The organism is Psychrobacter sp. 1Y10 (genome assembly GCF_052259005.1).
GTDB classification, from domain to species: Bacteria; Pseudomonadota; Gammaproteobacteria; order Pseudomonadales; family Moraxellaceae; genus Psychrobacter; species Psychrobacter saeujeotis.
This window is the reverse complement of the sequence record NZ_JBQQES010000004.1, coordinates 215,407-228,872: the sequence shown is the minus strand read 5'-3', so window position 1 is coordinate 228,872 and position 13,466 is coordinate 215,407. Positions and strand designations below refer to the sequence as shown.

At 42.6% G+C, this 13,466-nt stretch carries 12 protein-coding genes; 10 read left to right on the top strand and 2 right to left on the bottom strand.

The features are described from left to right. Positions 1-257 precede the first annotated feature (257 nt). The 4 genes from ACTXGH_RS07755 to ACTXGH_RS07740 all read left to right on the top strand — a co-directional run bounded on the left by ACTXGH_RS07755 (position 258) and on the right by ACTXGH_RS07740 (position 4,283). Complete coding sequence (locus ACTXGH_RS07755) at positions 258-1,361, top strand: sulfate ABC transporter substrate-binding protein (protein WP_439296659.1); 1,104 nt, start codon at positions 258-260, stop codon at positions 1,359-1,361. Positions 1,362-1,622: 261 nt separating this feature from the next. Further along, on the top strand, positions 1,623-2,507 hold the full coding sequence (cysT, locus tag ACTXGH_RS07750; RefSeq protein WP_439261321.1) for a sulfate ABC transporter permease subunit CysT: 885 nt from the start codon (positions 1,623-1,625) through the stop codon (positions 2,505-2,507). Between the two features lies 1 nt (position 2,508). Continuing rightward, a complete protein-coding gene (cysW, locus tag ACTXGH_RS07745) occupies positions 2,509-3,459 on the top strand; it encodes a sulfate ABC transporter permease subunit CysW (protein ID WP_439296658.1) in 951 nt (316 codons plus the stop codon). 101 nt (positions 3,460-3,560) lie between these two features. Then, a complete protein-coding gene (locus tag ACTXGH_RS07740) occupies positions 3,561-4,283 on the top strand; it encodes a sulfate/molybdate ABC transporter ATP-binding protein (protein ID WP_299220795.1) in 723 nt (240 codons plus the stop codon). Between the two features lie 102 nt (positions 4,284-4,385). On the opposite strand, the gene ACTXGH_RS07735 is transcribed toward ACTXGH_RS07740, so the two are convergent. Next, positions 4,386-4,697, bottom strand: a complete 312-nt coding sequence (locus ACTXGH_RS07735) for an ArsR/SmtB family transcription factor (protein ID WP_299220792.1) — start codon at positions 4,695-4,697, stop codon at positions 4,386-4,388. A 623-nt stretch (positions 4,698-5,320) separates the two neighbouring features. On the opposite strand from ACTXGH_RS07735, the gene ACTXGH_RS07730 reads away from it, so the two are divergent. From ACTXGH_RS07730 to bfr (ACTXGH_RS07720), 3 genes are all read left to right on the top strand, one after another. Further along, on the top strand, positions 5,321-5,512 hold the full coding sequence (locus ACTXGH_RS07730; protein WP_299220789.1) for a (2Fe-2S)-binding protein: 192 nt from the start codon (positions 5,321-5,323) through the stop codon (positions 5,510-5,512). Between the two features lie 437 nt (positions 5,513-5,949). After that, positions 5,950-6,438, top strand: coding sequence for a bacterioferritin (bfr, locus tag ACTXGH_RS07725; RefSeq protein ID WP_439296657.1), 489 nt, complete (start codon positions 5,950-5,952; stop codon positions 6,436-6,438). Between the two features lie 68 nt (positions 6,439-6,506). After that, positions 6,507-6,989 (top strand): bacterioferritin, encoded by a 483-nt coding sequence (gene bfr / locus ACTXGH_RS07720; RefSeq protein ID WP_439296656.1) that lies wholly within the window; start codon positions 6,507-6,509, stop codon positions 6,987-6,989. 181 nt (positions 6,990-7,170) lie between these two features. Here the strand turns inward: bfr (ACTXGH_RS07720) and ACTXGH_RS07715 are convergent, their stop codons facing one another. Continuing rightward, positions 7,171-8,547, bottom strand: a complete 1,377-nt coding sequence (locus ACTXGH_RS07715) for a DHA2 family efflux MFS transporter permease subunit (protein ID WP_439261326.1) — start codon at positions 8,545-8,547, stop codon at positions 7,171-7,173. Between the two features lie 287 nt (positions 8,548-8,834). Between ACTXGH_RS07715 and yghU the strand changes: the two genes are divergently transcribed. The 3 genes from yghU (at position 8,835) to ACTXGH_RS07700 (ending at position 13,437) form a co-directional block, all read left to right on the top strand. Beyond that, the gene (yghU, locus tag ACTXGH_RS07710) at positions 8,835-9,689 is read left to right on the top strand and encodes a glutathione-dependent disulfide-bond oxidoreductase (RefSeq protein ID WP_439296655.1); all 855 of its coding nucleotides are present in this window, start codon (positions 8,835-8,837) and stop codon (positions 9,687-9,689) included. A 339-nt stretch (positions 9,690-10,028) separates the two neighbouring features. Further along, positions 10,029-11,249 (top strand): DUF1176 domain-containing protein, encoded by a 1,221-nt coding sequence (locus ACTXGH_RS07705; protein WP_439296654.1) that lies wholly within the window; start codon positions 10,029-10,031, stop codon positions 11,247-11,249. A 556-nt stretch (positions 11,250-11,805) separates the two neighbouring features. Then, entirely contained in the window at positions 11,806-13,437 is a 1,632-nt protein-coding gene (locus tag ACTXGH_RS07700; protein WP_439296653.1) for a DEAD/DEAH box helicase, read from the top strand. Positions 13,438-13,466 lie beyond the last annotated feature (29 nt).

Below are 13,466 nucleotides of genomic sequence, written 5' to 3'. Positions count from 1 at the left end.
ACCCAGCTGGAGAATTATTGCGCTCCATATTTATAAAATGTGCAGCGTGCCTGCTAGCATATGAAACCTAAGTAATTGATAGCTTTGGCTTTATAGTTATCTATCACAGCAAGTCCTAATAATTAAAATATTTGTGGATTTACTAGATGCGTATATTATTCCATTTTGGCAATAACATACGCATATTAGTCATTAAACATAATAAGCCAGCACTGTTAGCATACTTGCATTACATAACAAACTTTTTTGAGGCATTTATGACATCTTACGCAGCAGGCTATCAACATAAAAGTAAAGCGCTTAGCGTCTTAAGTATCGCAGGCGTTGCCCTTACACTTGGAATCGCTGGCTGTAGCAATAGTGAGCAGGCAGAAACCACTGCTAATGCTGATGGTACCGCAGCGACTACAGAGGGGCAAGATATTGAGCTGCTAAACGTCTCTTACGATGTGGCACGCGATTTTTATAAGGACTACAACCCGCTATTTGTAGAACACTATAAAAGCGAGCACCCAGACAGTAATATCTTAATTAAACAGTCACACGGTGGCTCAAGTAAGCAAGCATTGTCTGTGGCTAACGGTTTGCAAGCAGATGTCGCCACCATGAACCAAGGCTCAGATATTGAGCTGCTTGAGAAAAAAGGCTTGGTTGAGTCAGATTGGGAATCTCAGTTCCCTGATAACGCCGTCCCTTTTACCAGTACCATCGTATTTCTAGTGCGTAAAGACAATCCAAAAGGCATCAGCGATTGGGAAGACTTGACCAAAGATGGCATTGAGATTGTCATGGCCAACCCAAAAGTCACGGGTAATGGTCGTTATGCGTTTTTAGGGGCTTACGGTTATGGCCTACACGCCTTCAATAATGAAGAAGCGCCTGCCAAAAACTATGTAAAAGACATGCTCAAAAATGTCAAGGTCTATGAAAATGGTGGCCGCGCCGCAACGACGACCTTTGTTCAGCGCGGTATTGGCGATGTATTGGTCACCTTTGAAAACGAAGCCAATCTTGCAGCGACTGATTTTGGCGCAGGGCAAGTAGATATCGTTTATCCAGAATACTCGATTAAATCAGAAAGCCCTGTGGCTATTGTTAAGTCGGTAACGGATAAAAAAGGCACAACTGATGCGGCAAAAGCTTATCTTGACTACCTATGGAGTGAACCTGCGCAGCAGTTGGCTGCTGACCTGTACTTACGCCCAAGTGTGAAAAGTATCCTTGATAAAAATGGTGACAAACTACCGCCAGTTGAAACTTTCCGCCCAAATGATGCTTTTGGCACTTGGGATGAGATTATGGGTACTTACTTTACCGATGGCGGTGTATTTGATCAGCTTGCTATCAACGCCCCACAATAAATACTTGGTACCAATGTAATAGAGCTGTTTAAAAAGTACGCTGGCTTCTCATAAGGCCATTTGACGAGTAACGTCCAATCATATAAAGGACATGGCCACCTGCGCTATGTCCTTTGTACCGTAAGCAGACCAATCCAATAGTATATCTGACATAACATGGTCTGTACCCTAGGCATTACCGCCAAGTACCTAACAAGTACCTAATTACATATCAAATCAAGCTCTAAACTCAGTGCTGACGTTAGGCTATAGGACATCACTATGAAAGCAAAAACATCTTCTGCCAATAAACCCCTTCACAAAAAAGGCTGGTTGACCCGTTTGCGTCAACGCAATGTGTTGCCAGGGTTTGGTCTGAGTATGGGTATCACGGTCTTTAGCTTATCGTTATTGGTCGTCCTACCGTTTGCAATGATGGCTTATACCACGACACAGATGGGCTGGACTGGGTTTTGGGAGACCATCACTCAACCACAAGTGACGGCTGCTATTAAGCTGAGCTTATGGATGTCGTTTTTGGCCATGCTAACCAATATGGTATTCGGTACGCTGGTTGCGTGGGTGCTGGTGCGTTATGAGTTTTGGGGTAAGTCAATGATTAACGCCTTGGTTGATTTGCCCTTTGCGCTACCGACTGCGGTCACTGGTATCTCTCTTGCTACGCTTTATGCACCTAATGGTCTGATTGGTCAGTGGTTTGCTAAGTTCGATATTCAGGTAGCTTTTACGCCATTAGGCATCTGGCTGGCTTTAGTGGTGGTAAGTTTTCCGTTTATTGTCCGTGCGGTACAGCCAGTATTAGCAGAGTTGTCCGTTGAATTTGAAGAAGCTGCTGCGGTATTGGGTGCCAATCGTTTAACGACCTTTCGTAAGGTTATTTTACCAGAGCTACTACCAGCACTGCTGATGGGTGCTGGCATGATGTTTGCGCGTGCGACCGGCGAGTATGGTTCAGTGATTTTTATTGCAGGTAATATTCCCATGCAGTCTGAGATTTTACCACTCATCATTATCAGTAAGCTTGAGCAGTTTGATATTCAAGGTGCATCAGCCGTTGCATTATTTATGCTACTGATCTCATTTGTGATTTTATTAACCATCAATATTGCTCAGTGGAAACTGTCGCGCCGTGTGGGAGCTCGCTAACATGCAAATATCTAATAGCTATGATTATCAGAGCAATCCTGCAACCAAAGACACGCCTTGGATACGGCGCACCTTTATTGCTGTTGCGGTTTTATTTATGATTGTTATGTTGGTCATACCACTACTGGCAGTGTTTTACGAGGCTTTTAAGAATGGCTGGCAGTTATATATCGCCTCGCTCATTGACCCAGAAGCCTTGCAAGCTATCAAGCTGACATTGATTACCGCGGGTATCGTGTTACCGATCAATATGGTGATGGGGATTGCGATTGCTTGGCTGGTCACGCGTTATCAATTTAAAGGCAAACAGCTGGTCACCACCTTACTTGATTTGCCGTTTTCGGTATCGCCAGTGGTCGCAGGTTTGATGTTTGTGTTGCTATTTGGTCTGAATTCTACCGTTGGCGGCTGGCTTGAGAGCCTGGGTTTTCAGGTAATTTATGCTGTACCAGGAATTGTATTGGCGACATTATTTGTCACCTTTCCATTCGTTGCGCGTGAGCTGATACCGCTCATGCAGACGCAAGGTGATAGTGAAGAGCAGGCCGCGCTTACTTTAGGCGCGAGTGGTTGGCAGACTTTTTGGCATGTCACCTTGCCAAATATTAAGTGGGCATTACTTTATGGTTTGATTTTGACCAATGCCCGAGCGATGGGCGAGTTTGGCGCTGTCAGTGTAGTGTCAGGTCATATTCGCGGCGAAACCAATACCATGCCACTACTGGTTGAGATCGCTTATAACGACTATAACTTTACCGCTGCCTTTGCGTTATCAAGCTTGCTTGCTGCACTTGCCTTGGTAACGTTGCTCATACAGCAAGTAATGACCAAATTACAAGAGCACAAGTTTGCCAAATCCGAACGGCTGATTAGTGCACCCGAACTGCCAGTGAGTGCCAATGCTACCGACACCTCGGCGTCACAGACCGCTAACAGCTCAGGGAATGTATAGGTGATAGGGCCTAAAATGGTGATGGTCGACTTGAATACAATTAATACTGTCGCCCTCAAACAATTTGCCACGATAAGCAAAATATAAATAAAGGTACCATTATGAGCATCGAAATTCGTAACGTAAATAAAAACTTTGGTAACTTTACCGCCTTAGATGACATTAATATTACCGTTCCTACTGGTAAATTGACTACTTTGCTTGGACCTTCAGGCTGCGGTAAAACCACCTTGCTACGTATTATTGCTGGTCTTGAGTATGCAGATTCTGGACAGATACTTTTCGATGAGCTTGATGTGACCAATACGCCAGTACAAAAACGCCGTATTGGTTTTATGTTTCAGCATTATGCGCTATTTCGACATAAAAATATCGCGGATAACATCGCTTTTGGACTGACGCTATTACCAAAGAATGAACGTCCTAGCAAGACCGATATCAATAAGCGTGTGGCTGAGCTATTAGACTTGGTTCAGTTACCGCAATTGGCGAATGCTTACCCACATCAGCTATCTGGTGGTCAGCGTCAGCGGATTGCGTTGGCACGCGCTTTAGCGGTTAAGCCAAAGTTGTTACTGCTTGATGAGCCATTTGGTGCGCTTGATGCTAAAGTACGTAAAGAGCTACGTACTTGGTTAAAAGACATTCACCACGAGCTTGGCATCACCAGCATTATGGTAACGCACGATCAAGAAGAGGCACGTGCAGTATCCGATGAGATTGTGGTTATGAATCATGGCCGTGTAGAGCAGGTAGGTACCTCAGAAGAGTTGATTCATCATCCAACCAATGCTTTTGTCAGTGATTTTTTAGACTTAGCATAATTTATATTTGCCATAACAAACGTTTCAATAAAGAATAAAAAAAGACCTAAATAGTATAGGTCTTTTTTTATTTGCAAAAGATGCATATAGCAAAGCTGACTACTAACTGGCTTCTGGCTGGCTTTGTAGCGTGTTATAAGTAATTTCTAATATTTCTTGACACCACTCTGGTAAATCATCAGCCACTTCATACCACATCCATGTACCTTCGCGCGAGCAACTAAGAATGCCTAGCTTTTTTAGATGGTTTAGGTGACGAGAAACTGTAGGCTGCGGTTGATCAAGCAGATCTACCAGTTCGCATACACAGCGTGACTCTTTATTAAATAAAATCTGGAACAACTTCAAACGAGTTGGATCAGACAGTACTTTAAATAATTCAAGAGGCTGCATAGCAAAATTATTGTCAGACATAGAGTATATTCCAAATAGATTGTCACACTTACTTATGAATTTTATTCATCTTAATAAGAGAGAAGTTGAGTAGTTAATAAAATAGATAATCCATTACCCAGTAGTATCCGATAACTTACTATCTAATCAATCGAGTCATTAAAACGCATTCATTTAGTAAAAGATTTGAAGCATAATTATATTGGTCTTGTAAACAAAGTCGATTTAACGTCAGCTAACCAATATCACTTCAGCTATAGTCCAAAATTGAACATTCGGTTCATACATAAGTATACATAAATGATAAGCTAAACGAACAATAAAAAACATTTAAGCAACTGAAAACAATAATAACATAAAATATATATTTATATACGTAAAAATATATTTTATATGCCCACTCGTCTGTATTTTAACACCGTTCATCGGCAATATATTAATATTTACGGATATATAAATATATTTTTCTATATTTTGATATCAGTAAACTTATTTTTTATGTTTTTGTAGCATTACCAACGCCTACCAATTAGGCACACCAAATAAATCGTTATTGAAAATTGTTGTCAAAACAGTCATTGTAAATGGTAATAATTATCGTTATTATAAACAATACTAACTAGCTATAGTGATAGGAGCAAACTATGTATGTATGTATCTGTAACGATGTAAAAGAGAAGCAAATTCAAGCGGCTATCGCTTCAGGAGTCGATACCCTTGAGGGTTTAAAAGACTCTCTTGATGTTGCTACTTGTTGTGGATGCTGTGAACCCATGGTGAATGACTATTTAAACGAGCATCATGCCAAGCTCGATATATTGGCTTATGCGGTTTAAATGATGCAATTGTTATGCCAATGAAAAGCAAGTGTTTGATTAAAGACGGTTAATTGACACAAATAAGTTGTAAAGCATATTAGTTTCCAAAAATGAACACTTGGTAAGGCATATGTAGTAACTTTCCACTACCTAATATTTTCCCCTTTTTATCAACAATTCCAAATTATGTTTAAGCGTCATCTGATTCTTTACAGTCACTCTTACAATGATGTTAGTTATTATTCTCAACTGACATCTTATTCCTAGTTCATAACGTTACACCCCTTATCCTGCCTTTGTGCTAGTATATTTCACTAACGCTGTTAGATACTTTAGCCATATATTGGATATAGTTGAAGGTCAATAAACGACTGATAAATACATTTTTTTGTATTAACAGAACCATCTTAGAATAAATAAAAAATCGAATGAGTATAGGAATAGGAGTACGCGTTATGATAGGCAGCCAAAAAGTCATTGATTATTTAAATTTCTTACTGGGCGGTGAGCTTGCAGCCCGTGACCAGTATTTTATCCATTCAGAGATGTATGCTGAGTGGCATTACGGTAAGCTATATGACCGTATCCATCATGAAATGGAAGATGAAACTTTGCATGCGCAGGCTATTATTCGCCGTATTTTGATGCTCAGCGGTACGCCAAAAATGACCGTTAATGAGATTAAAGTCGGTAGCACTGTTCCTGAGATGCTGCAATATGATCTTGATTTAGAGTATGAGGTGCAGCAGCATCTAAAAGGCGGTATTGCGCTGTGTGAAGAAGAGCAGGATTATGTGACCCGTGAGATGTTGGTTGAGCAGCTCAAAGATACTGAAGAAGATCATGCACATTGGTTAGAGCAGCAGCTACGCCTTATCGATATGATCGGACTACCTAACTATCTGCAAAGCCAAATGGCGGAAGTGTCTTCTGATATTGTCTAGTATTGTCATACTGAGTTGCAATAATTAGAGCATGTATTAATAGATTGAATAGATTAGGGAGAGAAAATATGAAAGGGGATAAAGAGGTCATTCGCGCCTTAAATAAAGTACTCGGACAGTCATTAATTGCGATCAATCAGTACTTTTTGCATGCACGCATCGCTCGTCATTGGGGGCTTGAAGCGTTAAACGACAACTGTTACAAACAGTCTATCGCTGAGATGAAGTGGTCGGATGACTTGATTGCACGTATTTTGTTATTAGGCGGTCTGCCAAACTTACAAGATTATGGCAAGATGTTTCTTGCAGAAGATGTACCTGAGATGATCGAGTGTAATCTGCGTTTAGAAAGGCAAAAGTTTACTATCATCACTGATGCGATTACATTGTGCGAAACGCATCGTGACTATGTATCGCGCCAGCTGTTGGTCACTCTAAAAGATGGTAATGAAGAATATGACGACTGGTTGGAGACTCAAGAAGATCTGATACAGAGTATTGGGGTCGAGCGCTATATCCAATCGCAAATGCATGATGATGACGCGCTATAAGATGCTCAGCGTCTAACACTGCGTTAGTTTTATTATGAATAGACTATTTTTGCCAGCCTGTCTTTGGATATATATCTAAGGTTAGGCTGGCATTTTTATGTCTTATGTTTATGATTTTAGAGTATGCCGTTTACAGCACCCATAACATCGATGGGTTTGAGAGAGTTAGACATTACGGTTGTTAGTATAAACCGCGACCATCTTCAGGCTTGAGTCGTAAAAAGTATAATCCCGAGAGAATGGTTAACACGCCAAGTACCCAATAAGTCGTTTGAAACGCCGCCAAGGTATCAAGCTCAAAGCGCTCACGCAGCAGGTTGAGCACCGCTGCCCCAAAAGCAATACCAAAGCTAATTGCTAGCTGCTGATTGACGGCCATTAGGCTATTACCACTACTGGTCTGTGCGCCTTCTAGGTCGCCGATAGTAATGGTGTTCATCGCACTAAATTGCATGGAATTACACGCACCCATCATGATGAGAAGAGGTATGAACCATAGCCAATTATCAGGGTTATCGAACTGTGCTAACACGATAATTAATAGGCCGATTAATAAAGTATTTAATACCAAAACCTTACGGTAGCTAAACCGCTGGATAATTTTACTGACCCAAGGTTTAATACCGATGGCTCCGATAGCAATAGGGGCGAGTAACCAACCTGCTTGTGATGGCGAGTACTCAAATACCACTTGTAACAATAAAGGCAGTAAGAACGGCACAGCACTGATGCCCAAACGGGTAAATAAATTGCCTGTAATACCGATGCGAAAGGTGCGAATATCAAATAGAGTAAGCGGAAACAGGGGTGCTGCGCGGCGTTTAGCATGTGCCACATAAGCGCCTAATAATACACTTGCTGCTACAGCCAATAAGAGGCCATATATACCGCGCCCAACTTGCGAGCCAAATTCTACAGCAAGAGTGAAGCCGCAAGCTGCTGCTGCAAACAACCCAAAGCCTAGCCAATCAAGGCGTTTGGTGTCTTCAAACAAAGCGGGCACCAGCTTTTTACCCATGACAAACCCTAAAATACCCATCGGAATATTAATCAAGAATATCCAATGCCAGCTGGCATACTGAACAATATAGCCACCCAGCACTGGTCCCACGAGTGGCGCAACCAATGCTGGTATCACCGCAAAATTCATGACGGTCAGTAGTTTATTACGTGGATAAGACTTGACCAGTATTAAGCGTGCAACCGGCGTCATCATGGCGCCCCCAATCCCTTGAATCACCCGCGAACCTATCAAAAAGTCTAACGTTGGGGATGCGGCGCACAGTACTGAGCCGATAGAAAATATGACAATGGCAGTCAAAAAGATGCGACGTGTGCCGTATTTGTCAGCCAAAAAACCACTAATAGGTATAAAAATCGCTAATGTTAACGCGTAACTAATGACCGCCCATTGCATTTTAAGTGGCGACTCGCCTAGTGCTTGAGCCATTTGCGGTAGCGAGGTGTTTAGGATAGTAGCATCTAGGATTTGCATAAACAGCGCTACCGCTAACACATAGGGCAGGTATTTTTCTTGCGTTGGGGTTAGCGTTACCATGTCACTCTCATTGGATTTTTGATTTTAAGACAAGCAAAACGGCCTGTTAAGCGGTGCAAGCTGAGTAGTATAAGAAAGAGCGGCTCACAATAATAGTAAATCAAGGTAGTATTTTATAAAAGGTCATGTTTGAAGCGCTAGATTGATTACAAGAGAGGACTTTAATATGCCGTTAATTTTTCGCTATAGTGAACCTTGGCTTGATGCTTACGTAAAAAATAGACAAAAAACATGAGTTGATAAAACATCGATAACGTAAATTAATAAACGCAAATTAAGGATATATTATGAGTCAGGATAACAACCATTCTAACAACAATACTGACGAGCAGAACGCGGCTTACACACCGCCCAAGGTTTGGGTACAAGACAAAGACAACGGTGGCAAGTTTGCTAATATTAATCGTCCAACCGCAGGCGCGCGTTACGAGCAAGCATTACCTGTAGGCGATGCACCCCTGCAGCTATATTCACTTAATACCCCAAATGGTGTCAAGGTAAATATCCTTTTAGAAGAGCTGGCTGAGCTGGGCGTCAAAGGCGCCGAGTACGATGCCTATAAAATTGACATTTCTGAGGGTATGCAGTTTGGCTCAGGCTTTGTGGACATCAACCCCAATTCAAAAATACCAGCTTTAGTCGATCATTCTAATCGTGAAGCTGACGAGCCTGTGGCCATCTTTGAGTCTGGGGCTATTTTAATGTATCTGGCCGAAAAGTTTGGCAAATTTATTCCTTTATCCTTAGGTAAAGCGCGTGCAGACTGCTTGTCTTGGGTCATGTGGCAGATGGGCAGTGCGCCTTTCTTAGGGGGCGGTTTTGGACATTTTTATGCCTATGCACCAAAGCCATTAGAGTATCCGATCAATCGCTATACGATGGAGGTTAAACGTCAGCTTGACGTATTAGACAAGCACTTAAAAGACCACAAATACATGGGCGGTAATGACGATGCCGATTACAATATCGCTGATATGATTATTTGGGCATGGTATGGACAGTTGGTGCTTGGCAAGCTCTATGATGCCGCTGAGTTCTTACAAGTGGATGAGTATGAGCATGTCAAACGCTGGGCACAAAATATCGCTGAACGTCCAGCAGTAAAAAAAGCGGTTGACCTGTCATTAAAAGCCATCGTTTAAATAACTTATTATTTTCAATTTAATATAATTTTGATGATTGACGTTTTGTGGTATTTAATTCAATTATTATCTAATAGCGGCTCCTACATTGGTTGTTTTTAGACATAATTTGTATTTTAGGTAGAAGAAAACCTGTAAGCCAATCAGCACCATACTGATTGGCTTTTTTATTACTAACTGATTGAAATATTAATGATAACTGGTTGAAAGTTGTTTGCTTATGGCATTACACAATGATACATTGTAATAACAAATTGACACGTCAGTGGGCTAAGACAATAATTAGCTGTGGTCATCAATGCTACAGTTTTATATTTCCTCTGTTGATGAGTGAGAGTTATGAAAGGTTTATTTTATAAGCCTATACAGTCAAATAGGACTGTGGGCAATACTGGTATGCAGTACAAAAATAATAAGAATAAATTGGCTTGGATAATGGGTACTTCTTGGGACAAAGCACATAGCCGCGCCTCTTTAAAAAGTATTTTCCCTATAAATAAGATAGCAGCGTCGACACTAGTAGCCATCAGTGCTATAGCGTTAAGTTCGATAAGTAGCGCAGCGGTTGAGCTGACGCATCAAGACTGGCAAGTGGCTTGTGACAATACGCGTACTTGCCGGCTAGCAGGTTATCAAGCAGAAAATAGCGAGCTTCCTATATCAATATTACTCATGCGCCGTGCAGGTAGTGATGCTAATGTCATGGGTAAAGTCAAGCTTGGCGGAACCAAAGAGAGCTCTACCAAAGCGCTGCTACAACTGGGTAATCGCCACCGTATGTCGTTATTTATTGATGGTAAAGATTTGGGAGAAACCAAGCCTTTTTCAACAGTTGCAGGTGATGCCGAGCTTACTACCACCCAAGTTTCAGCATTGCTTGAAGCGTTGACCAAATCTAGTAAGATTGAACTGGTCATGCGCAACGCGCGTTGGGAGTTGTCTGATAAGGGCGCAACGGCGGTGATGATAAAAGCTGATGAAGCACAAGGGCGAGTAGGGACACCTAGTGCGCTAGTCAGTACCAATGGCACAAGCAAGTCTAACAGTAATGTACTACCACCCAAACCTGCTCCTCAGCTGCGTTTAATAGTGCCTAACATCAGGGCCACATCAAGCCGTAAAGAGAAGTTTAGTATGAAGTCCTCACAGTTATCGGCATTGACAAGAGGCACCATAGCCAATGTAGATACTGACTGCCCAAATTTAACAGACAAATCACCTTGGCGAATCAGTCGTCTGAATGGGTCACAATTGCTAATCCAACATAACTGCTGGATGGGTGCTTATAATGCGGGAACAGGAATGTGGCTAATCAATGATAAAAAACCTTATAACCCGGTGCTAATAACCACTGAGGCGACTGATTATACAAACGGTAAGATCAGCTCTGTACAAAAAGGCCGCGGTATTGGTGATTGCTTAAATAAAATTGATTGGATATGGACGGGTAAGAGTTTTGTAAAAAGTCATGAGAGTAGTACAGGGCTGTGCCGTATGATTGAAGCGGGCGGGGCATGGCAACTGCCAACTTATGTATCTGAGGTCAACACCCTGCGTTAAGCTCTATAGATTCATAAAACCCTGTTTTTAACTTGCAAACATTATGTTTTTGCCAATACATTAAAAAATAGGTATTGATAGCCGTTTCATTGTGCTATACTGCGTCGCCACGTTAGCATAGGCTTTCGTGAATTATGAGATTGATAACATCGCCTGCGATTTTGGGTCTAGGATTGACCATTAGTAATTGTTGCCGATGATTTTGTGTACTTAAATAACCTTTATAATATGTCAGTTATTTTTGACTCATATCTTATCTACTGACCCATGAGTATGGGCTAGATTGGTTGTTATTCGCCCTTATCTGCTTTGGATAAAGTATCGATAATGCGCTTGTATCAGACAAGGATAAGACACTCGGCACTACCACCAAAATACGTCAGACAGCACGCACGCATTTATTGTAGAGGCTCTAAGCTTTATTGGCTTGGCTTTTGATTATCGACACTTTTTTGTGTTTCGGTAATGGTCGATAAAAGCAGCGTGATGAACGGTTATCAGTGGTATGCATCAAGCTTGCTGAATGTGCAGCAGCTTATACTTACCAAGGATTCTCATGACTGATATCTTATCTACCATTGCCGCTGAAAACGGCATCATCGAAAATACTGTTACTGCAAATACCGACACCTCTGATACTGATAATCAAGCGGCTACTGCTGCCAAAGAAGATCAAGTTACCTTTACTGACCTTAATATTGCCAAGCCAATTTTGACAGCGCTTGATCGCGTTGGTTATACCAACCCAACCCCTATTCAAGCACAAGCCATTCCTTTTGCCCTACAAGGCCGTGATTTATTATTGTCGGCGCAAACCGGTAGTGGTAAAACGGCGGCATTCGTCATCCCAGTACTGGATCGTTTGAGCCGTGCTACCAGCTTTGATAAGCTCACCAAAGCCCTTATTCTAACGCCAACACGCGAGCTTGCCCAACAAGTGCATGACAGTGTGCGTACGTACTCTAAAGACATGCGCGGTCTATTTTGCGTGCCATTGGTTGGCGGCGCACCATACAACGGTCAGATCACAGCGTTAAGAAAAGGCGTACAGGTCATTGTCGCCACACCAGGTCGTTTACTTGACCATATCAAAGCAGGCCGTGTTGATTTATCAAACCTTGAAGTACTCGTGCTGGATGAAGCGGACCGCATGCTAGACATGGGTTTTGCTGATGACATTAGTGATATCTTGAGTGCGGCACCAACGGATCGTCAGACGATTATGTGTTCAGCGACTTGGGACGGCCCGGTCGGCAAAATTGCTGCAAGCTTTACTAAAAATCCTGAGCGTGTGTCAATCAAAGTTGAATCAGCACACATTGAAGAAAAAGTGTATTACTGTGATGATTTTAATCATAAAAATAGTTTGCTTGATAAAATTGTTTGTCAACCAGAGATGGACCAAATTATCATCTTTGCAGCGACCAAACGTAGTACGGAAAAATTGGCCAAATCGTTACAAGAACAAGGTCATAAAGCCAGCTTCCTACATGGTGACTTACCACAAAGTAAGCGTAACCGTATTGTGCAAGACTTGCGTAATGGCAAGTGCAAAATCTTGGTAGCGACTGATGTTGCAGCCCGTGGTTTAGACGTACCAGCCATCTCACACGTCATCAACTACGATTTGCCGCGTCAAACAGAAGACTACGTCCACCGTATCGGCCGTTGTGGCCGTGCAGGTCGTACTGGTGTGGCTATTAGCTTATGTAGTATGGATGATCGTCCACAGCTAAACGCTATCAACCGCTACTTAGATCGTAAGATGGAAGTCTGTGTCATTGAAGGCATGGAGCCAAAGAAAACTTATGTACCGAGTGAAAACAAAGGTAAAGGGCGTGGCCGTGGTCGCGGACGCTCTAACGGTGGTGGTCAAGGCCGTGGCCGTTCAAGCGGCGGTTATGCTGGCAAGTCCACCGGTGGTCGTTCAAGTGATCGCGCAGCGACTGGTCAACGCGCCAGCAACGACAGTGGCTATCAAGGCAAACCAAATGAGCGCTCAGGCGGCAAACCATACCAAGGTAAACGCAGTGGCCCTAACCGCGGTGACGGTAATAGCGCGCCGCGCGGTGAACGTGCCGCCTCTGGTCGCGGTCGTCCAAGTGGTAGCCAAGGTCGTCCAGCCAATCGTTCTGACAGCCGTGGTCAAGGTCGTCCAACTGGTGGCAATCGTGGTAGAAACTCGTAATAACGTTAGCTCTAACGGCTAATCACGGT